The sequence below is a fragment of the Isoptericola hypogeus genome (genome assembly GCF_039531145.1).
GTDB lineage: Bacteria > Actinomycetota > Actinomycetes > Actinomycetales > Cellulomonadaceae > Isoptericola > Isoptericola hypogeus.
The window spans coordinates 232,614-254,495 of the sequence record NZ_BAAAPM010000002.1; the positions used below are offsets into that span (position 1 = coordinate 232,614).

Consider the following 21,882-nt stretch of genomic DNA (forward strand, 5'->3'; position numbering starts at 1 on the left):
GTGACCTGGTGCCTCGCTCGTACCTCGGACCCCTCGGCCGCGACCGCGACCGGCTGCACCTGGTCCTCATGCTGGTCCTGACGTTCTCGACGGGGATCGCGGACGCCGTCGGCTACCTCGGACTGGACCGCGTCTTCACCGGCAACATGACGGGCAACGTCGTGATCCTCGGGATGGCGCTCGCGGGCGGCGACGACCTGCCGGTCGTCGGGCCGCTGCTGGCGCTCGGCACGTTCATGGCCGGGGCGGCGCTCGCGGGGGTCGTGCTGCGCCCGGTCCACGTGGGCTGGACGGCGCGCACGACGGGGCTGCTCGCGGCGGTCGGGCTGGTGCTGGCCGCGATCACGGTGCTGCTCGCGGCCAGCGACGACGACCTGCCGCCCGCCGTGCAGCTCACCGTCACCGGGCTGCTGGCCCTCGCGATGGGGATGCAGGCCGCGACTGCGCGGCACCTGTCGGTCAAGGACGTCACGACCGTCGTCGTCACCTCGACCATCACGGGCCTCGCCGCCGACTCCCGCCTCGCCGGCGGGTCCGGCAAGCACGCCGGGCGACGCCTCGGCGCTATCGCCCTCATCTGCGCCGGCGCCGCCGCGGGCGCGCTGCTGCTGCAGGCCCACCTCGCGTGGGGCGTGGCGGTGAGCGCCGTCCTCACCCTCGCCGTCGCCGCCCTCGGACACACCACGGAGGAAGCCTCGTGACGTTCACTCCCCCGCCCACCCACCCCACGCGCCCCGACCTGCGCGGCACCTTCGGCATGGTCGCCTCGACGCACTGGCTCGCCAGCGCGAGCGCCCAGTCGGTGCTGGAGCGGGGCGGCAACGCGTTCGACGCCGCCGTGGCGGGCGCCTTCGTGCTGCACGTCGTCGAGCCGCACCTCAACGGGCCCGGCGGGGACCTGACCGCGATCTTCGCGACGGCCACCGAGCCGGGCCGTCCGCGGGTGCTCGTGGGGCAGGGGCCCGCACCCGCCGGCGCGACGATCGCGCACTACCGCGACGTCGAGGGCCTCGACCTGGTCCCCGGCTCCGGCGCCCTGGCCGCCGCCGTGCCGGGCGCCGTCGACGCCTGGCTGACGCTGCTGCGCGACCACGGCACCTGGACCGTCGCGGACGTGCTCGCCGCCGCGATCGGCTACGCGCGCGACGGGCACCCCGTGCTCGACGCTGTGTGCCGCACGGTCGACGCCGTCGCCGGGCTGTTCCGCGAGCACTGGCCCACGTCGGCCGACCGCTGGCTGCCCGGCGGCCGGGCACCTCGACCGGGCGAGCTGGTGACCAACCCCGAGCTGGCAGCGGTCCTGGAGCGCCTGGTCGCGGCTGCCGACGACGCGGCCGGCGCGGGCGCGTCCCGCGCGCGGGCGGTCGACGCCGCGCGCACCGCCTGGCGTGGCCTCGTCGGCGAGGCGGTCGAGGAGTTCGTGCGCACGCCGCACCGGCACTCCGACGGCCGCGACCACGCGGGGGTGCTGTCCGCGGCCGACGTCGCGGCGTTCGAGGCCTCGTACGAGGACGCGACGACGATCCGGTTCCGCGGGTACACCGTCGCCAAGACCGCCGCATGGGGGCAGGGACCCGCCCTGCTGCAGGCGCTGCGCATCCTCGACGGCCTCGACGGCGAGCGCCTCGACCCGTCCACCGAGGTCGGCGCCCACACGGTCCTCGAGACGCTCAAGCTCGTGCTCGCCGACCGCGACGCGTGGTACGGCGACGGGCCGGACGGCGCCGACGACGCCGTGCCGCTCGACGTCCTGCTGTCCGAGGAGTACGCCGCCGGCCGGCGGACGCTGATCGGCGAGCGCGCGTCGAGCGAGGTGCGGCCGGGCGGCGTCCCGGGTCGGGCCGCGCCGCCGGTGCCGCCGCTGCGCACGTCGTACGCCACCGACGTGCCCGCCGCCGCGCTGCCGGGCTCCCCCACGGGCGGCGTCGCCGCCGGTGTCGGCGAGCCGACCGTCGTCGTGCCGGCCACCCCGCGGGCGTCGACGGGCTCGAGACCGACGCGCTGGGGCGCACGCGCGGCGACACCTGCCACCTCGACGTCGTCGACCGGTGGGGGAACATGATCTCGGCGACGCCGTCGGGCGGCTGGCTGCAGTCGTCGCCCACCGTCCCCGGGCTGGGGTTCTGCCTCGGCACCCGGCTGCAGATGACGTGGCTCGACGAGGCGTCGCCGTCGCGGCTGGAGCCGGGCCGGCGGCCGCGCACGACGCTCACGCCCACGCTCGTGCTGCGCGACGGCGACCCCGTCCTCGCGTGCGGCTCGCCCGGCGGCGACCAGCAGGACCAGTGGCAGCTCGCGTTCCTGCTGCGCGTGCTCGTGGGCGGCTACACGCCGCAGGAGGCGATCGACGCGCCCGCCCTGCACACCACGTCCGCGCCCGGGTCGTTCTGGCCGCGCACGTGGACCCCGGGCGGCGCCGTCGTCGAGGACCGGCTCGGCGCCGACGTCCTGGCCGGGCTCGCTGAGCGCGGGCACGTGCTCACCCTCGCCGGCGACTGGGCGCTGGGCCGGCTCAGCGCCGTCACGCGCGACCCGGCGACCGGCATCCTCGGCGCCGCGGCCAACCCCCGCGGGGCGCAGGGGTACGCCGCGGGGCGCTGACCCCGCCCGCCCGGGCACGGCCGAGAACTGTCCGACTCGCGTCGGAGCGTCCTTCCCACACCGACCTGCCCGCGCGATCATATGACCCATGTCACAGAGGGTGCGTCCGGCGGAGGATCGTCTGAGCAGGCACGAGTTCCTCGCGCGCCTGCACGAACGCAGGAGACCACGCACCTACCTGGAGGTCGGGGTGTCCACGGGGGCGAGCCTCGGCCTGTCGTCGGTGCCGAGCGTCGGGATCGATCCGGCCTACACGATCGCGTCGGAGCTCCGCGGCCGGATCGCGCTCGCCAGGACCACCTCGGACGACTACTTCGCGACGACCGACCCGAAGGACTGGCTCGGCGGCCCCGTCGAGCTGGCGTTCATCGACGGCATGCACCTGTTCGAGTACGCCCTCCGCGACTTCATCAACGTGGAGAAGCACTGCCGGTGGTCCAGCGTCGTCGTTCTCGACGACATGCTGCCGCGGAACGCCGGAGAGGCGGCCCGGGGCCGCCACACGGGCGCGTGGACGGGGGACGTCTTCCGGCTCGCCGAGGTCCTGCGCACGTACCGACCCGACCTCACGGTCCTGCCGGTGGACACCGTCCCCACCGGGGTGGTCGTCGTCCTCGGGGCAGATCCGTCGAGCACGGTGCTCCAGGACCACTACGACGAGATCGTCGCGGAGCACGTCCACGACGACCCGCAGCAGGTGCCCGCCGCGGTCCTGCGCCGCGACGACGCGTGGGACGCGCGCGCCCTGGTCGAAAGTCCTGTCTGGGGCCTCCTGCACCGGGGCGACCGCCCCTGGCGCAGGCGCGACCGCGGGCTGGCGGAGCTCCAGGAGGCGTTGCACCAGCCCGCCGCGTACCGGCGCCGACGGCGGGCGCTGCGCGACCGGGCGGAGCAGCTCGCCGCCCGAGGGGCGCGAGGACGACGGGACGGCACCGTTCCGGAGGCCGTTGCCGCGACACCTGCTCCGGCGGAGCGCGCCCGGGCGTTGGTCGCGACCACCGAGCAGGCAGGCGTGAGCTCGCTGCGGCGGCTCGTCCTCGTCTCACGCGGGCGCCGGCCCGCGCTCACGCAGGAGATCCGGGCGCTGCGCCCGGGGGTCAAGATCATCCAGGTCGACCCCAGGCCGGGGCGGGACGACGTCAGGCTGGCGCTGGCGACCGCGGGGACCCTCGACGCGATCATCGACGTGACCACGAGCGCCGACCGTCTCGCGAACCGTGCCCGCGAGCTGCTGCCGCACGTCAGGAAGGGCGGAGTGCTCGTGCTCGGCGACGCCGCGCACGCCGCCGACGTGGACGCCCTCGTGCGCGAGGCGGGGGAACCCGGCGAAGCAGAGACGGGGGACCCGGGCGAAGCAGGGCCGGGGGACCCGGGCGAGGAAGGCCTGCGCGCCGCTGCGGAGACCGGCCCGGAGCCTCCGGACGAGCGCTCGACGGCGATCCTGCCCACGCTCGCGCGGGCCGGGGTGCACGGCGAGCACGTGTGGCTGATCAACGGCCGTCGCACCTGGGTCAAGCTGCGCGAGGACGAGGCGTCGCCGTACCTCAGCCGGAAGGGTCCCCGTGCGGGCCGTGTCCTGCACGAGCTACCGGGCGCGCACGTCGTGCGGCGCTCCGAGGTCGTGGAGAGCGCCAGCGACGAGGCGGTCTCGCCCGCGAGCACGTACGACGCGCCGCCGCTCCAGCTGCGGGAGTACGAGAACGCGATCTCGCGGCGCGGCCAGGTCGTGACCCAGGGGCGCGTCGTGCTCCCGGACAGCTTCCGGCACCTGAACCGCCCGGTCCTCGGCAACCACTTCATGCACCGCGTGGACCGGGACTTCGCCGCCCTGAGGCCCGTGCGACCCTCCCGGCTGGAGGGGGTCTACTTCCTCCTGGACTCCGAGTTCCGGGGACATTTCGGGCATGCCATGACGGAGCAGCTCTCCAGGATGTGGGCCTGGCCCGAGGTCAAGGAGCGCTACCCGGACGCGAAGGCGCTGGTGCACACTCGAAACCCCTACCCGAAGCTCTTCGGCTGGGAGCGTCGGCTCTGGGAGGCCGCAGGCGTCGCTCCCGACGACCTGGTGCTCGTCGACGGGCCGGTCCGCCCCGACAAGCTCGTGGCCGCGACGCCGGGCTTCTCCCAGCCCGACTACGTCCACCCCGCAGTCCGGGACGTCTACCGGCGCACCGGGGACGCCTTGGCGTCGGGGGCACCCGATCGCGACTACCCCGAGCGGATCTTCTGCTCGCGTCGGATAGCCAAGCGGGCGTGCCACAACACCGGCGAGGTCGAGTCGTTCTTCGCCGAGCGAGGCTTCGAGGTCCTGTTCCCGGAGGACTACCCGCTCGACGAGCAGGTGCGGCTGTTCCGTTCCGCTCGCGACGTCGCGGGGTTCGGCGGCAGCGCGATGTTCAACCTCGCGTTCGCGACGGAGCCCAAGCGGGTCTTCCTGGTCTCGGCCGAGACCTACGTCGTCCAGAACGAGGCGATGATCGCCGCCGTCAACGGCCACGAGCTCCACATGGCGTGGTGCCGCGCGGACGTCCCGCACGGAGCGGGCACCGGGATCGACGGGCGGATGCACACCCCGTTCACCTTCGACCACGACCGCGAAGGCACGTTCCTGCGACGGGTGCTCGACGACCCGACGTCCGCCTGAGCCCCTCGCCACGGCGGCACGGCGGCACGGCGGCACGGCCCGAGATTCGCACGCACGGGCAACCCTCCCCGTACCATTGAGCCGCTCATCCCGGTCGACGAAGGTATCCGCTGTGCTCCCGTGCTCGCCCCGCCACCACGACGTACCGCTGGGATCGGTGCATCCATGACGCTCCAGCCGGTGGCCGAACGGGAGGGCACCGACAGGCCGACCCCCGCTCAGCGGCGCCCCCTGCGGCTCGAGATCCAGGCCCTGCGCGCGCTGGCGGTCGCCGTCGTGGTGCTCTTCCACTTCTGGCCCGGGCGCATGCCCGGCGGATACGTCGGCGTCGACGTCTTCTTCGTCATCTCCGGGTTCCTCATCACGGGCCATCTGCTCCGGGAGGTCGACGCGAGCGGACGGATCGCGCTGGCGCGCTTCTGGGCACGACGCGCACGACGCCTCCTGCCGGCCGCGTACCTGGTCATCGTGGTGACGACGATCGCCACCGTCGCCCTGGTGCCCGCCACGCTCTGGCAGCAGTGGTTCCGCGAGATCGCCGGCGCGACGCTCTACGTGGAGAACTGGGTCCTCTCGGCCGACGCCGTGGACTACCTCGCGGCGGACAACTCACCGTCGGCGGTGCAGCACTACTGGTCGCTGTCCGCCGAGGAGCAGTTCTACCTGGTGTGGCCCGTGCTGGTCCTGCTGGCCGCCCTGGTCGCGCACCGGGTGAAGCGGTCGCCGCGCGGCGCCGTCGCCGTCGCCCTGGGGGCCGCGACGCTCGCCTCGTTCGGGTACTCGCTGTGGCTCACCGTCGAGAACCCGGCGTCGGCTTACTTCGTGACCACGACGCGCGCGTGGCAGTTCGGTGCCGGGGCGCTGCTCGCCCTGTGGCTGGCTCGGCAGCGACGCGGCCGCCTGGTGCCCTCCGCTCCCCTGCGGTCCGCGGTCTCGTGGGCCGGGCTCCTGACGATCGTGGCGTGCGCGTTCGTCTATGACGCCGGCACGCCGTTCCCCGGGACCGCGGCCATCCCGCCGGTCCTCGCGACCCTCGCGGTCATCTGGGCGGGCTCGCCGCAGGGTCCGGGCGCGCCGTCGCCGCTCATGGCCTGGCGGCCCGTCCAGTACGCCGGCGAGATCTCGTACTCGCTGTACCTGTGGCACTGGCCGGCGATCGTGATCCTCCCCTTCGCGCTCGGGCACGAACCCGGCCTGCTGGAACGCGTCGCGCTCCTGGTGGCCGTGGTGCTCGCGGCCGCCGCCTCGAAGCGGTTCGTCGAGGATCCTGCCCGCACCGCGCGGCGGTGGAAGCTGCACCACACGGGGCGCGTCCTGGCCCTCACGGCCGCGTCGGGCGTGGTCCTCGCCCTCGTCGCCGCCACCGGCTGGGCCTACGCGGGGCACCGGGCCCAGGAGCAGGCGGGGCTCGCGGAGCGGATCGTGGCCGACCCGCCGCCCTGCTTCGGCGCGGCCGCCATGGACCGGTCAAACCCGTGCGACAACCCCGACCTGGACGACTTGCTGATCCCGTCCCCGGAGGCCGCGCGCGACGACATGTCCCCCCACCCGGAGTGCTTCACCGACTTCACCGAGGACGACCTCAAGGACTGCACCTTCGGCCCGGTCGACGACGCCGGGGTCCCGCACGTGGTCCTGATCGGCGACTCCCACGCCAGGGCGATGCTGCCCGCGTACCTCGACCTGGCCGAGCAGGGAAAGATCGTCCTCTCCCCGAAGCTGAAGACCAGCTGCGCCTGGACGACGGGCACGATCAACCGTGACGACCCCATCCGCTCGGAGACCTGCGAGACCTGGAAGTCGCAGCTGCAGCCGTGGCTGGTGGAGCACGCGGACCAGATCGACCTGATCGTCACCACCGGCTACCAGAAGATCCTCTCCGGGGACGCGCAGCAGCAGGTGGACCACATGCGGGCGGCGTGGCAGCCGCTGGCCGACCTGGGCGTGCCGATCGTCGCCGTCCCGGACAACCCGATCCACGGGTACAACCCCTCGGACTGCCTCGCGCAGGTCGACGACCTGCAGGCCGGGAGCTGCAGCGTGACCCGCGAGGAGGCGTTCCCGTTCCCGGACACGTTCACGAACACCGCCGAGGCGGTCGAGGGGGCGAAGGTGATGGACCTCACCGACTACTACTGCCGGGAGAAGGCCTGCCCGTCCGTGATCGGCGGCGTCAACGTCTATCGGGACGGGAGCCACATGACCAGCACCTACACCAAGACCTTGGCGCCCTACATCTACCGGGAGCTGCGAGCCCTGGACGCGCTCCCCGCGCCCTCCTGACGCCGCGCCGGCGGCGGTCAGCTCGCGCGGCTGAGGGGCCGCTGCGTGACACCGCCGGCCAGCCGGCGCACCCGCTCCGACACCGCGCGCCGGCGACGGCGGTACTCCGCCGGCCGCTCGATCGCCTCGGAGATCTCGCGCAGGCCCTGCGCCCGCGTGTGCAGCGGCCACGCTCCTCGGTGCAGACAGCCCCACAGCGGGAGGTTCAGCAGCTTCCGCGCGTCCCACGCGCCCTTGCGCCGCAGGACGGCGTCGGGGACCGGCTGCGGGTCGTCGTGGACGTACTTCGCGAGGATCTCGTCGTAGGCATCCTCGAGGACGGTGGAGTCGGGGTCGAGACCGGTGACGACCACCACGCCCGTCGGCCTCGTGTCCACCGGGAAGACGGTGAGGTCCGGGCGGTAGGCGCGCAGGACCTCCGCGACCCAGAACACGTCGCCGGTCCACGCCTTCGTGTGCCGGCCGCGCGCGGCCTCGTCGACGTCCCGGGGCAGCATGTCGTCGAACACCACGACCGTCGACCAGCGGCTGTGCTTCTCGACGTTCATGAAGTCCCGCAGCGCGAACTCGAACAGGTGCATGCCGTCGATGAACGCCAGGTCGATCGGGCCGCCCAGCCACTGCTTCGGGTCCTCGGCGGCGAAGTAGTCGTCGCTCTTGGCGCGGGCCAGCCGCACCTTGGCGTGCAGCTCCTCGACCACCTGATAGGCGGGGTCGATGCCGATGCTCGGGACCCGCGAGAGCGCGAGGCTCGCCCCGGTCGCGACGCCGATCTCCAGATAGGTCCGGGGTCGCAGGCGCTGGTGGAGCCCCACGAGCAGCTCGTGCCGCGTGAGGGTCGTCGGGACGGTTTTCGCTGCGCGGCGGCGAGTCATGCGGGCATTGTTGCCGAATCGCGACCGTGACGGAAGTCACTGAGCGGCGCGTGTCGACGACCCGTCGCGCCGACGGGCAGTGTTGGCCCGCGCGACGTCGGACGTTCACCTCGGCGTGGAATCGTGCGCGCCATGAAGATCACGCCGGCGTCGCCTCCGGACGCCACCCGTGCGGGCGACGTCGAGAACTCCTGGATCCTGCCCGAGCAGAAGATCATGTTCGTCTCGATCGGCAAGAACGCCTGCACCTCGATCAAGTGGCTGCTGGCGGAGATCTCCGGGCAGGACGTCGGCCGGATCCTGTCCGCCGACTCGCTCCAGTCCACCCAGCGCATGCTGATCCACCGGCGGCAGTCGTGGCGCGACACGCCGAAGCTCACGCAGGTCGACGACGCCACGCGCGCCGCGATCTCCCCGGGGAACGGCTGGTTCGTCTTCGCCGTCGTCCGCGACCCCCGCCTGCGCGCGTTCTCCGCCTGGCAGTCCAAGTTCCTCGTCGGTGACCCGTCGTACAGCGGCCGCAAGTACGTGGGCCGCGACTGGCTCCCCCGCACCCCCGAGACCGCGCGGGACGTGCTCGAGGACTGGGAGAAGTTCGTCGGCGCGCTCGAGCGCGGCCGGGACCGCGGCGGCATCTCGACCGGGGACGGCCACTTCGCGCCGCACACCGCGCGCCTGAGCGAGGCCGTCGTCCCCTACAGCCGTATCTACGACATGAGCGAGATCGGCCAGCTCACGGGTGACCTCGCCGCCCACCTGGTCGCCACCGTCGGGTCCTCCCCCGAGCTGACGCTGGCCCGCGAGAACGACACGCCGCTGAAGGCCGGGCGCGAGGTCTTCGCCGGCGGCCTCCTCGAGCGGCTCGAGACGATCTACGCGTCCGACTTCGAGCGCTTCGGCGACCTGTGGGCGGCGTCCTCCGCGACGACGATGGAGCGCCCCGTCGGCTGGACGCCCGACGCCCTGCGCGACATCGCGGCGCGGCGCGCCATCAACGAGCACGTGGCCGCGCTCGACGCCAAGCTCACGGCCCGGGGCCGGCGGATCAAGGAGCTGAACCGGCGCAACGCCGAGCTCCAGGAGCGGCTCGACGCGCTGACGCAGCGGCCCCAGCCGGTGCCCCCGCGCCCCGAGCCCGCGTGGTACGCGCGGGCGGTGCGGGGCGGGAAGCGCGCCGCGCGCCGCGCGATCACCCGCTGACCGACGACGCCCGGAGACCCGTGCGGGTCCGGGCGTCGTCGCGTTCCCGGTCCTCGCCCGGCCTCACCCGGCGGCGACGCCCTCGCCCCCACCCTCGCCCCCACCCTCGCCCACGCGGTCCAGCAGGGCGCGCAGCGCGGGCCCGTCGCGGTCCAGGTCGAGCCGGTAGTCCCAGTGGAAGTCCCGTGGCGGCCGCTCGACCTGCGGCGCGACCGGCTCGCACCAGAAGTAGTGCAGGTCCCCGCCGTGCTGGGACGCCAGGAAGTACTCGTTGGCCGCGTGGTACGACGTCGAGGCGAGGACGATCCGGGTGGCCGGCCCGTCGCTGTAGACGAAGTTCAGCAGCGCCGACCCGGCGTACCCCGCGACCACGGACGCCCGGGAGAAGTACGCGGCCTGCTCGGGCAGGCTCAGGTCCTCGGGGTAGACGACGGCGAACCCGGCGCCGGAGAACAGCTCCTCGACCTCGGGGCCGTTGAGGCAGCGTCGGCGCATCGACGACCTCCGAGAGACGAAGACGCGCTCCGGCACCTCCACGTCGCCCGCCCGCTCCACGAGCGAGCGCGTGACCCGCGCCCAGACCTCCCTGGCCTCCGGCGCGGCGAAGACCGGCTGCTGGAACGCCTGCGTCGAGGTGACCAGGCGCTCGACCCGGGCCGGGCGCTCCAGCACGGTGACGCGCTCGCGCCCGATCCCGAACGCCTCCAGCAGCTCGACGGTGTAGCCCGGGAGCGGCGCGCCGTGCAGCGCCGGGCTCACCAGGACGCGCAGGTCGGGGTACTCGGCCACCGCGCGCTCCCACGACCAGAGCTTGGCGAGGTCCTGGGTGATCACGTGGCCGTAGTGGCCCGCGTACTCGTTGTCGAGGTGGAAGTACGTCCCGGGCAGCTCGACCAGCGGCCCCTCGAGCTGCGGCGCGCGGGCGAGCCCGGCCCGGACCTGGCGCACGGCCTGGTGCTGCAGTGGTGCGCGCAGGGGCTTGTGGTAGGCCGTGGGCAGGACGACGCCACGAGCCACGGCGAGCTGGCGGGGGGCGCACACGACGTCCTCGAACACCGCGCACACGCGGTCGGGGACGGGGAACGGGCCGGGCCTCAGGCGCCTCGCCCGGACCGCGTCGTCGGACGTCCAGAGCGTGCCGCGCAGCTCGGCCGTCGTCGCGGGACGCCGCTCGAGCTCCCGGTGCGGCCCGCCGCGGCGCTCGATCACCCGCTGCGCCTCGCCGTCCGGGAGCAGGCGCACGTGCACGCCGGACTTGCGCACCACCACCGTCCGCCGGCCGAGCTCGAGCCCGGCCACCGCGTCGGCCAGCGCCCGGACGACGTCGGAGAGCTCCCGCCGGCGGCGCTCGGGCCGCCACGAACGGTACGACCGCAGCCGCTCGACGTGGCGGGTGACCGGGAGGATGCGGGCGTCGACGGCGTCGACGCCGCCCGGGCCCGGGGTCGGGGCGGCGACGACGTAGCGCCCGCCGTCGACGAGCTCGAGGAAGAGCGCGTCGAAGACCTCCTGGCGCTGCCCGTTCCGCCGGCCGCGCGCGTCGAGGACCACGTCCGGCGACGGCCCGGCCGCGACGACCTGCGCCATCTGGGCCGCCGACCGCGCGGGGCGGACGGTCACCGCCGCGCGGACGGTCACCGCCGTGCTGGCGGCACCCGCCGTGCCCGCCGACGCGGCCGTGCCGGGCTCCGCGGTCGACAGGACGGTGACCTCGACCCCGGGACACAGGTCCGGGAGCGCCGACGCCAGCTCGTCCGGTCGGGGCAGGTCGACCACGACGACCATGCTGCTGCCCGGTTCGACCCCGAGCGCGGACAGCAGAGCGCCGACGCGTGCGACGTCCCCCGCCGGCGTGCTCGTCGCCGGCCGGGCCGACTCGCGTCGGGCGGACTCCCGCGGGGCCGACTCCCGCGGGGCCGGCTCCCGCCGGGCCGACGCCCGCCGTCCGGCGGGGAACCACGAGCTCCGCGCGAGCGTCACGGCGTACCCAGCGCCTCGACGAGGCCCGCGTGGTCGCGCTCGAACCGCGCCGTGTACTCGTCGAACAGCTGCTGGTCGACCCAGTTCGCGTCGCGGAGCCGGTCGGTCACGGCGTCGCCCTCGTCCGACGGCGGCTGGCCGGACCGGCCGCGGTGGCCGATGCGGTCCGCGACGGGAAGCCCGGTGCTCGCGCTCGCGGCGAGGTGGCTGGCGGCGAGGTGCCGCATGGTCCCCACCAGGCCGAAGCGCTCGTCGAGGGTCTCCCGGCTCAGCCGCAGGAGGGTCTCGGCGGACAGGCCGGCCGTCGCCCGGCACCAGAACATGTCCTCCTCGGACGTGATCGGCCGGAAGGCGCCCCGCGACGTGAACTCGGCGTCGTACGCGGCGCGCAGCTGCGGGTGCGTCACGACGATCTGCCTCGCGAGCATGTTGGTGAGGCCGTTCGTCGTCGTGTACTCGACGTGGTCGGCGAGCTCCTGGGAGCGGTCGCGGTCCGTCGTGGGCACGATCCCGGGCGTCGACCGCCGCTTGTAGAAGCCCGACCTGATCTGCGACACGGGGTCGCGCAGCACGGTGAAGTAGCTCGGCTCCCGCCCCGGCAGCGCGAGCGGCAGCGGGTGGTGCAGGTGGACCATCATCACGCGCGCGGCCTCGTCGCCGTCCATCTGCAGCGCGGCCTCGGCCTGGAGCAGCCCGAAGCGACGCTGGACCTCGACCGTCCGCCGCCACGGCAGCACGTTCTTCAGCGAGACGATCATGCTCGTGCCCCCGGAGAACGGCAGGTGGAGGAACGTCGGCACCGCCGCGGTGGCGGAGAGCGCGTCGTCCGCGAGCTTGCGCAGGCGGGCGTACTCCGCCGCCACGGGGTCGTCGTCCCACACGCTGAGCGACCGCTCCCGCACCTCCGGGTACTCGTCCCGCAGGTGCCGCAGGAGGTCGCGCGCGTCGTCGTGCCGCCCCAGCTCCCACAGGGCGGTGACGAGCTTGACGCGCGGCCACCCCGGTGCGCCGACGTCCGGCATCGTCCCCAGGAGCTCGGCCGCCTCCGCGAACCGCCCCTGCTCGGCGAGCAGCACCGGCAGCCACCCGCGGGACAGCGGGTCGTCGAAGTGCGTGGCGAGGGAGGCGACGACGCCGACGGACAGACCGGACCAGTCGCCGATCCGGGAGCCGACGGCAGCGCGGCGGACCTCGTTGACGCGCCAGGCGGCGGGCTTCTGCCCACGCGCGCGGTCGACCGACAGGTCGGTGAACAGCGTCGCCAGGTCGTCCAGCGGTTGGCGCGCCACGCCCCGCACCGGCCCGAAGGCCCCGCGGAAGCGTTCGCCGGCCGTCCTGCCCTCGCCGTACGCGCGGGAGCTGTCGGGTTCCGTCGTGGCGCTCATGCGCCCCCTTCGTTCGAGCTCTTCGTGGGTCGTCGGCAGGCCCCCGCCGGAGCCCGTCCTGCGGCGACTATCGTGGGGGTTCCTGACCTGCGGGTAACGCCAGGATGAACACTTTCCGAGCATCAGCGGACGGCGTTCATTCCGCGCCGGAGGCGGCCTCGAGGGCGTATATCGTCACGTCGCGTGACACGCCGACCGAGAATCTCCGTCGTCGTCCCGGGCAAGGACGTCGAGTCGTACCTCGCCGACACGCTCACCAGCCTCGCCCGACAGGTCGAGGACCCGAGGGACCTCGAGGTGATCGTGGTCGACGACGGGTCCGTCGACGCCACGGGCGACGTCGCCCGGCAGTTCGCGGACCGGCTCCCCGGCCTCGCGGTGCTCACCAACCCGGCGCCGACCGGCCTCGCCAACGCCCGCAACCAGGGGCTGGCCGCCACGACGGGGCGGTACGTGGCCTACCTGGACGCCGACGACTGGCTGGCCCCGCGCCGGCTCACGGTGCTCGCCGACGCGATGGACGCCCTGCGCGTGCCGTTCGTGCGCACGGACCACACGACCGTCCGCGGGCGCCGGCGCGACCTGATCCGCGCCCCGCAGGCCGTCCGCGGCGTCCCGATCGACCCACGGGCGTCGATCCTGCCCGTGGACGCGTCCACCATGGTCGACTACCCGTACGCCTGGGCGGGCATGTTCGACCGCGCGATGGAGGCCGACGGGCTGCTCACCTTCCCCCCGGACCTGCACACCGCCGAGGACCGGCCCTGGATCTGGCGGCTGTTCCTGTCCGCGGGCAGCTACGCCGTCGTGGACGCGCCGACCCTCTGCTACCGGCGCGGGGTCGGGTCGTCCCTCACCGCCACCTACGACCGTCGCCAGCTCGACATCCTCGAGGCGCTGCGGCAGACGTACGACCTGGTGCGCCGCGACCGGGACGCCGCGGCGTTCCTGCCGAAGATCACGCGGACGTCTCTCGCGCTGATCGCCCACCACGTGGCCCGCAGCCGCGCCATGACCGCGGACGTGCGCCGCGACCTGCGCGCCGGGTCCAGGGAGTTCTTCGCCGGCCTCCCGCAGGACGTCCTCGCCGCCGAGGCGCGGCTCATGACCCGCGCGCGGGCGCGGACGCTGCACGGGCTCCTGCCCCGCGGGGCCGCCCGGCACCACGGGTCCCGGTTCGAGGAGGCGGTCGCGTGACCACCCAGCTCGTCGTCGCCTCGACGCTGTTCGGGGCCATGACCGCCGCGGCCGCAGCCGACGACGGCCTCCTGGGCCGGCCCGACGGCGAGCGGGTGCTGCTGGTCGTCAACAACGCGCCCGCCCCCGAGCTCACGCCCGCGGTCGACGAGATCCGCGGCGCCGGGCCCGTCCTCGCCCGCTTCGACCGCGTGGTCCACCTCACCGACCTGCTCGCCCCCGTGCACCCGTCGGACTGGAACCCCGGGACGCGCGAGCTCCCCGCGCTCGAGCGGCTGCTGCGCCGCTACTGGGACCTCGGTGACGGGCGGGTCGAGCTCGTCTGCGAGTCGATCTGGGTCAACCCGGCGCGGGCCCTGGCGCGCGTCTTCCACGACGCGCCCGTCACCGTGTACGCCGACGGCCTGATGAGCTACGGGCCGACGCGTGACGCGCTGCCGCTCGACGTGTCGCAGCGTCTCGGCGGCCTCCTGCACCTCGACCTGGTCCCCGGCCTGCGGCCCGTGCTGCTGTCCGAGCACGGGGTGGCGCCGACCGTCGTCCCGGCCACGGCCTTCCGCGCGCTCGTCGACGAGATCGTCGCGGCGACGGGCCCGACGGCGACCGGCCCGACGGCGGCCGTCCCGACGGCAACCGGTCCGACGGCAACCGGTCCGACGGCGGTCGGGGCACACGGCGGGGCGGCACCGGGCGGCCCGCGCCGGCCCGCCGTCGTCGTCGGTCAGTACCTGGCCGCGCTCGGGCTGGTCACGGCGGAGGAGGAGGCCGCCATGCACGCGCAGATGATCCGCGCCGCGGTCGACGCCGGCGCCGGCGCCGTCCGGTTCAAGCCCCACCCGTCGGCCCCGCCCGGGATGCGCCGCCCGCTCGAGGACGCCGCCGCCGAGCTCGGCGTCCCGCTCGAGATCGTCGACGACCCGCTGCCGGTCGAGGTGCTCCTCGCCCGCGCGGACCACGTCGCCGTCGTCGGGTGCTTCTCCACCGCGCTCGCGACGGCCCCGGCGGTCATGGGCGTCCCGTCGGTGGCCGTCGGCACGGCGCTGCTCCTGGAGCGGCTCGAGCCGTTCCAGAACAGCAACCGCATCCCGCTGACCGTCGTCGACGCGGTGCACCGCGACGACCGCCGCTACGCCGACGTGGCAGACCTCCAGGGGCTCGTCGACGCCGTCGCGCACGTCATGCAGCCGCGCCTGCTCGCCGACCGGCGCCCCGCGGCGGAGGCCTTCCTGGCCGGCGCGCCGGACGCCGAGCGGCGGCGCTACGTCGCCACCCGACGCCTGACGACCCTCGGGCTGCCCGGCGGGCGCCGGCGGCACGCGGTCGAGCGGGCGGCGTCGGACGCCGCACGGTGGCTGCTGCGCCGGCCCGCCTTCGCCTGGGTCGACGACCGCACGAAGGCCTCCCCCCTGCGGCGCCGCCTCGCCCGCGCCGTCCAGGCCTGACCACCGACACCTGACCCGCGCCGCCGGTGGACCAGGTCGCCGGTGGACCGGGGCTTCCGGCGGAGCGCGTGACGCCAAGGCAGGCCGGGTCCGTCGAGACCTCGTCGCGACGGACCCGGCCCGCAGGGGCTGTCAGCCGAGCGTGACGGCGTCCAGGGCGTCGACGAGGCCGTCGCCGAAGAAGCTGTTCTCCTCCAGCGTTCCCACGCACGCCGGGCCGGCCGTCGTGGTGCCGCAGGGACGGTCGTCGGCCTGCTCCCGCACAGCCTGCTCGAGCTGGGCCGGCGACCAGTCGGGGTGGGTCGACTTCAGGAGCGCGAGCACGCCGGCCACGTGCGGCGACGCCATCGACGTGCCGCTCTTGGTGTCCCACGTGCCGTTCAGCTCCGTCGAGACGATCGCGCTGCCCGGGGCCGCCACGTCGATCTTGCCCAGGCCCCGGTTGGAGAACGAGCTGAGCGCGCCCGTGGAGGTGACCGACGAGACGGTCACGACACCGTCGGCCTCGGTCGGGATGTCCTCGCAGCCGGAGTTGATGGTGCGGCGCACCGGCGTCGAGTCGTTCGGGCTGGAGGTGTCGACCGTGTTCGTCGCCAGGTCGGTGGCGGCGTTGCCGGCCGCGGCAGCGTGCACCGCCCCCCGCTCGGTGGAGAAGTCGATGGCACGTCGCACGGCCTCCTTGGCGGCGGCCTGGTCCGGCTGGTCGGAGCACCAGTACATGAACGGGTCGATGTAGTACGAGTTGTTGGTGACGTCCATGCCGTGCAGGCCCGCCCATACGAACCCGCACACGGCGTACTCCGGGTAGATGAAGCCGTCGTCGTTGACGACCTTCACCGACGCCATCGTCACGCCGGGGGCGACGCCGACGATGCCGACCTCGTTGTCGGCTGCCGCGATGGTTCCGGCCACGTGGGTGCCGTGGTCCGAGGTGGTGGGCAGCCAGCCGGTCGCCGAGGTGTCCGGACGGCCGGCCGCCGTGCAGTTCACCGACGCCGCGGCGTCGACCTGTGTGGCGAGGTCGGGGTGCGTGGCGTCGATGCCCGAGTCGAGCACCCCGACGAGCACCTCGGGGTCGCCGGGGTTGATCTCGATCGCCTGGTCGGCCTTGATCATCGCCATGTCCCACTGGGTCGCCTCGCCCGGGTCGGGGACGGCCGCGGCGGCGGCGTCCTCGACGACCCCCACGCCGACGTGCTTGGTGACCTTCGACTCCTTCGGGGCCCCCTTCGCGCCCGGCACGTCCTCGACGGCGGCCGGCGTCCCCTCGGACACGGGGACGGTCCGGGTGACGCCCACGGACGCCACCGAGCCGGCCCGGGCGAGCCCGACGACGTCGGCGCGGAACGTCTCGTTCGCCGAGTGCGCGACGACGACGCCGATCTCGGGCCACGACTGGACGACGACGCCGCCCGCGGCGGCGACGGCGCGCTCGGCCAGGCGGGTCTGGCCGGGGTTGGCGTGCTTGGCGTTCACGACGTAGGAGAAGGTCTGGCCCTCTGGCGTGGCGACCGGGACCGGGGTCGACGGCGGCTCGTCCGCGGCGACGGCGGCGTTGCCGAGGCCGACGAGCGCCATGGCCGCGGCGACGCCGGCCGCCGCCAGTCGTGCGCGGTGCGTGGTACGCAGGTTCATCATCACTCCCTTGTGATCCGCGGCCCCGGGTGGGGGCCGCCAGGAGCGACAGTAGGACCGCGGTATGACCTGCGCCACACCGCGTCGGAAGAGGTCCGTGCCCGGTCAGTACCCGAAGTTCGCGAAGTCGTCCGCGTAGAAGTCGCGCAGCCGCGACTCCAGCGCGGGCGACAGCTCGACGTCGGAGCTGGCGACCCCGCTGACGTGCTCGCTCGTGCGCACCTTCTCCACCATGTCCGGGAGGTCGAGCTCGTAGGCCTGGTTGAGGCGGGTCATGAGCTGGCCCATCCCGTCCTCGAGCCGGTGCACCAGCGAGCCCGGCACCACGAACTCCGACTGGGGCCGCAGGTGGTTGTCGTGGACGTACGGGTCCTTCAGGTATCGCTTCATCACCTTGGTGGCCCAGTGCTCGACGGCGGCCGCACTCGTGTCGAGATGCCGGGTGCCGTCCTCCAGCCGCGTCTTGGCGCGCATCGAGTACTCGGAGCGGAACCGTGCCAGCGGCTCGCGGACGATGGTGAAGATCGCGTCGAAGCGGTCCAGCCGCAACAGCTCGGCGCACAGCGCGGCGTGGAGGTGCTGCGGCGAGCATTGCTGGTACTTGTTGAGGGTCCCCGGCCCGGTCTTCCCGTCGCGGTAGTGCATCGTGTAGCCCGCCGACCTGAAGTGCTTCTCGATGGCGGAACCACCGGCCTTGGGGACGTGCACGAACAGGACGGCTCGGTCGTCCTTGATGAAGACGGGCATGGAGCGACTACTCCTCCGGGTGAGCGGGACGGGGCCGGGCCACCCTAGGACGGCTCCCTGAGAGCCAGGTCAACGCAGGCTGGAGACGACCGCCGGCTCGAGGTACGGCGCGAGCGTCCGGGAGAACGTCGCCGTCAGGTGGGACGCGTCGAAGTAGACGACGACGTCGCCGATCACCGCCGGGCAGGTCGAGCCCGTGCAGGTGTAGCCGCTGAGGTCGAGGGTGCGCACCGCGGGGTCGTCGAGCGCCTCGGCCGCGTCGTACAGCGGGTCGGGCTGGAGCCACGCCGACCGCTCGCCGTCGCACTCGGCGGGCGACCCGGCGGCCGCGAGGCAGTCCGAGACCGACGGGATCGTGTGCTTGGGGTACGGCATGTCGCGGACGACGAGCGTCGGCGTGCCGGTCGCGGCCAGGTCCTCGAGATAACGCGTGTACCCGTCGGCGACGGCCGCGTCGTTGTCCTCCGGGGCGACGCCCGCGGCCGTGAAGGGCGTCAGCTGCGACGTCACGACGAGGTCGTAGCCGTTCGAGCGGACCTCCTCCAGCACCCGCTGCCCCCAGGCCTCGCAGCCCTCGGAGTCCTGCTCGGTCTCGAACTGCCACCGGACGTCGGAGGTCGGGCACTGCGACGCGACGATCGTCGTGAGGGACCAGTCGTTCTTCTCCGCCAGGTCCTGCAGCGGCGGCAGCAGGTTGCCGGCGTGCGAGTTCCCGATGAGCGCGACCCGGGTGCCGGAGTCCTCGTCGCCGTAGTGGCAGGTGTCCGTCCCGTTGAAGGGCGGCGACTCCCAGCATCCGTCCTCGTACGCGCTCGGCTTGTCGTCCGCCGCCTCGGCCGGCTCGAGGATGAGGTCGCCGTCCCCGGCGACGTCGCAGCCCGCTCCGGGCTCCATCGCCGCGGCGCCGACGCACGGGCCCTGAGCGGCCTGCGCCGCCTGCTCGATGTTCGCCTCCGCGCGGGCCTGCAGCGCGTACGAGCCCCCGAGGGCGGCCACGCCGATGACGGCCGACGCCGCGAGCGCCAGCGCGATCGCGCGCCCGGAGCCTCCGCGGCCTCGGCGGAACCGGTCCTCGACGAGCGGCTTGGTGAGCCCGGCGAGGACGAGCGCCGCGACGAGGACGCCCGCCCGCTCGAGCAGCCCGGGGTTGTGGCCCAGCGCGAAGGGCGCCAGCACGATGAGCGGCCAGTGCCACAGGTACACGGAGTAGGAGACGTCGCCCAGCCACTGCACCGGCGCGGCGTCGCCGATCGTCCGCGGCGACCAGCGGGTGCGGTCGCTGTTCGCCGCGATCACCAGGGCGCACCCGACGACCGGGAGCGCGGCGGTGTACCCGGGGAACGGGACCGAGCCGTCGTAGGTCACGGCCGCGACCAGGATCATCGCGATGCCGGCCCAGGCCAGCGGGGTGCGCCAGCGGGCGGCGACGTGGATGGTGAGCGTCGCGAGCAGCGCCCCGACACCGAGCTCCCAGATCCGCGTCGGCGTGATGAAGTAGGCGCTCGCGGGCCGCAGCGCCGTCGCGACCACCGACCACGCGAACGACACCGCGACGATGACGGCGATGGCCGCCGTCGCCCGCCGCATCAGATCGCCGCGACGGCGGGCGGCGAACCAGGCCACGACCACCAGCACGAGCGGCCACAGCAGGTAGAACTGCTCCTCGACCGAGAGCGACCAGTAGTGCTGCACCGGCGAGGCCGCCGCCTCGGCGCCCAGGTAGTCCACCGACGACGAGGCCAGCGACCAGTTCTCGACGTAGAGGGCCGCCGCGCCGACCTCGCGCAGCGTGTCCGCCCACAGGGTGCTCGGTGCGACGAGGAACGTGGCCGCCACCGTGGCCAGGAGCACGAGGAACGACGCCGGCAGGAGGCGACGGACGCGCCGCGCCCAGAAGTCCGCCAGGTCACGACCCCGGCGCGGCGGACGCCGCAGCAGGTGGGACGTGATGAGGAAGCCCGAGATGACGAAGAAGACGTCGACGCCGACGAAGCCGCCCGGGAGCCGCCCCGGCCACAGGTGGTAGGCCACCACCACGCCCACCGCGATCGCACGGAGGGCCTGGATGTCCTTGCGGGTCCCGCCACCACGGGGTGCGGTGCGCTCGGCGCCACGCTCCGCGAGCTGAGCAGTCTCCAGCAAACCAGGGCCCTTCGTCGTTCGTCGGCACCCGATTCCGGGCCCGGGCCATCCTAGGCCCCGGGCGCAAGTCGGCTGCCTCGACCCCGGGGACAGGGTGCCCGTTCCGCAGGGCGCGACGTCGCCCTATGGGCCGGTCATCAGGCCGTCGGCCAACGGGCCGGTGCGGCCGCGAGCACCGACACGACGGCGGCACCAGGGCGCTTCGTCGAGCCCTCAATCTCTCGAGATCGGCCTGGCGCCGGGGCCGCACCCTGGGTGCGGCCCCGGCGCCAGGTGGATGGTCGTGGGTGTCTCAGCGCGCGTCGCGGAGGTCCCACGACGGCCGCGCCGGGGCCTCCTGCTCGAAGGACGACCTCGGCTCCGCGGTCTCGGGGCCGGCCGAGAACGCCCGCGCCTGCGGTGCCGCGTCGCCGGTCCACGGCCCGGACATGTAGTCCGCGCCGCCGATGGACCACTCGCCCCAGGCGTTCTTCATGAAGGTGATGAAGACGTCCTCGCTGCCGGCCCCGGTGTACCAGACGACGTCCACCAGGTCCTCGGCCGTCCCCGGTTCGTCCAGGTAGGCCGCGACGGTCCCCGCCGTGCCGAACGTGCCGCGCACCTGGGCGAGGGTGTCACCGACCGTCAGCGACTCGTACTCGGCCTGCGTCGCCACGTTCGTGGTGGGCTCCGCGACACGGTCCCAGTACGCGAACCGCCTCTCGACCTTCCACGTGCCCGTGGAGGTCTTGACGAAGTCGGCGTACACGACGCCGTCGGGCGACTCGGTCGGCCACAGGAGCCGGACTTGGTCGTCCACCGACCCCGGAGCGTCGTAGTAGTAGTCGATCGTGCCCGCGGTGCCGAAGGTGCTGCGGGCGTGGTCGATCGAGTTCCCGGGCTTGACCTTGTTGAACTCGGACTCCGTCGCCTTGTTCGTGGTCCGCTTCGGCGCGACGTCCCAGTAGGCCGCCCGCGTCTCGACCTTCCAGGTGCCGGACGAGCTCTTGACGAAGAGCACCTGCACCCAGCCGTCGGTGGACGCCGTGGGCCACTCCAGGGCCACGAAGTCGAACTCGGTCCCGGGCGCCTCGAAGGTCTGCACGATGGTCCCGTTCGTGCCGAACGCGCTCCGCACGTAGTCGATCGAGTTGCCCTGCTTGACCTTGTTGAACTCCGCCTCGGTCGCCTTGTCGGCCGTCCGCGTCGCCCTGTTGCCCCACGAGGCGTACTTGGACACGAGGTACCAGGTGCCGGACGTGCGGCGGAGGAACTCGACCGCGACGGTGCCGTCCTTGTAGTAGGTGGGGAACTCGACCCTGACGTAGTCCCCGGCGGTGCCGGCAGGGTCCTGGCGGTCGACGACCTTGCCGTTGTTGCCGAAGGTGGACCGCACGTAGTCGATCGAGTTGCCGTAGGCCACCTTGTTGAACTCCGCCGACGTCACGACGTTGGACGGGACGGCGGCGGTGGCGGCCGGCGCGAGGCCGGCTCCCGCCAGGAGCACCGCGGCGACCGCGGTGCCGATGATGCGCTTCATGGAGCCCTCTTGTTTCTCTCGAGATCCCTCGAGCTGAGACGGGTAGCCGGGCGGAGCACCTCGCGCGGTGCTCGTCCGTGTCGTCACGTCGTCGCAGCGCACACGGTGGGATCCCGATCCGGCAGCGGGCTCATTGTGGGGGCAGTTGGATGCCCGAGGCCAGGGTGAAATTTCCGCACATTCCGGACATCGCCCTGAAGGGGCAGACGAGAACGACGTCGACCACGCGGTC

13 protein-coding genes and 1 pseudogene are annotated in these 21,882 nt (G+C 73.9%); 7 read left to right on the forward strand and 7 right to left on the reverse strand.

Features of this window, described 5'->3' with window-relative positions; all coding sequences use genetic code 11:
• The first annotated feature begins 8 nt into the window (after positions 1-8).
• The 4 genes and pseudogenes from ABD254_RS01510 (at position 9) to ABD254_RS01525 (ending at position 7,528) form a co-directional block, all read left to right on the forward strand.
• Positions 9-701 carry a YoaK family protein gene (locus tag ABD254_RS01510; protein WP_344244936.1) on the forward strand — a complete coding sequence of 231 codons (693 nt, stop codon included), beginning with the start codon at positions 9-11 and terminating at the stop codon, positions 699-701.
• Between the two features lie 56 nt (positions 702-757).
• A pseudogene (locus ABD254_RS01515) lies at positions 758-2,601 on the forward strand (gamma-glutamyltransferase family protein).
• A gap of 88 nt (positions 2,602-2,689) precedes the next feature.
• Positions 2,690-5,245, forward strand: coding sequence for a glycosyltransferase 61 family protein (locus tag ABD254_RS01520; RefSeq protein ID WP_344244938.1), 2,556 nt, complete (start codon positions 2,690-2,692; stop codon positions 5,243-5,245).
• A 165-nt stretch (positions 5,246-5,410) separates the two neighbouring features.
• Positions 5,411-7,528, forward strand: a complete 2,118-nt coding sequence (locus tag ABD254_RS01525; protein WP_344244940.1) for an acyltransferase family protein — start codon at positions 5,411-5,413, stop codon at positions 7,526-7,528.
• Between the two features lie 17 nt (positions 7,529-7,545).
• Here the strand turns inward: ABD254_RS01525 and ABD254_RS01530 are convergent, their stop codons facing one another.
• Entirely contained in the window at positions 7,546-8,403 is an 858-nt protein-coding gene (locus tag ABD254_RS01530) for a class I SAM-dependent methyltransferase (RefSeq protein WP_344244942.1), read from the reverse strand.
• Positions 8,404-8,535: 132 nt separating this feature from the next.
• On the opposite strand from ABD254_RS01530, the gene ABD254_RS01535 reads away from it, so the two are divergent.
• Entirely contained in the window at positions 8,536-9,603 is a 1,068-nt protein-coding gene (locus ABD254_RS01535; RefSeq protein ID WP_344244944.1) for a sulfotransferase family 2 domain-containing protein, read from the forward strand.
• A gap of 63 nt (positions 9,604-9,666) precedes the next feature.
• Here the strand turns inward: ABD254_RS01535 and ABD254_RS01540 are convergent, their stop codons facing one another.
• Positions 9,667-11,583, reverse strand: a complete 1,917-nt coding sequence (locus tag ABD254_RS01540; protein ID WP_344244946.1) for a glycosyltransferase family 61 protein — start codon at positions 11,581-11,583, stop codon at positions 9,667-9,669.
• Complete coding sequence (locus ABD254_RS01545; protein WP_344244948.1) at positions 11,580-12,968, reverse strand: tetratricopeptide repeat protein; 1,389 nt, start codon at positions 12,966-12,968, stop codon at positions 11,580-11,582. Before ABD254_RS01545 ends, ABD254_RS01540 begins: the two co-directional genes overlap by 4 nt.
• Before the next feature lie 183 nt (positions 12,969-13,151).
• Here ABD254_RS01545 and ABD254_RS01550 point away from each other — a divergent pair, with 183 nt between their 5' ends.
• Both ABD254_RS01550 and ABD254_RS01555 read left to right on the forward strand, forming a co-directional pair.
• Entirely contained in the window at positions 13,152-14,165 is a 1,014-nt protein-coding gene (locus tag ABD254_RS01550; protein WP_344244950.1) for a glycosyltransferase family 2 protein, read from the forward strand.
• The gene (locus ABD254_RS01555) at positions 14,162-15,607 is read left to right on the forward strand and encodes a polysialyltransferase family glycosyltransferase (protein ID WP_344244952.1); all 1,446 of its coding nucleotides are present in this window, start codon (positions 14,162-14,164) and stop codon (positions 15,605-15,607) included. Before ABD254_RS01550 ends, ABD254_RS01555 begins: the two co-directional genes overlap by 4 nt.
• Before the next feature lie 132 nt (positions 15,608-15,739).
• On the opposite strand, the gene ABD254_RS01560 is transcribed toward ABD254_RS01555, so the two are convergent.
• From ABD254_RS01560 to ABD254_RS01575, 4 genes are all read right to left on the reverse strand, one after another.
• The gene (locus tag ABD254_RS01560; RefSeq protein ID WP_425553607.1) at positions 15,740-17,245 is read right to left on the reverse strand and encodes a S8 family peptidase; all 1,506 of its coding nucleotides are present in this window, start codon (positions 17,243-17,245) and stop codon (positions 15,740-15,742) included.
• 102 nt (positions 17,246-17,347) lie between these two features.
• Complete coding sequence (locus ABD254_RS01565; protein ID WP_344244956.1) at positions 17,348-17,989, reverse strand: sulfotransferase family 2 domain-containing protein; 642 nt, start codon at positions 17,987-17,989, stop codon at positions 17,348-17,350.
• Between the two features lie 69 nt (positions 17,990-18,058).
• On the reverse strand, positions 18,059-20,131 hold the full coding sequence (locus tag ABD254_RS01570) for an acyltransferase family protein (RefSeq protein WP_344244958.1): 2,073 nt from the start codon (positions 20,129-20,131) through the stop codon (positions 18,059-18,061).
• 292 nt (positions 20,132-20,423) lie between these two features.
• Positions 20,424-21,650 carry a hypothetical protein gene (locus ABD254_RS01575; RefSeq protein WP_344244960.1) on the reverse strand — a complete coding sequence of 409 codons (1,227 nt, stop codon included), beginning with the start codon at positions 21,648-21,650 and terminating at the stop codon, positions 20,424-20,426.
• Positions 21,651-21,882: the final 232 nt, after the last annotated feature.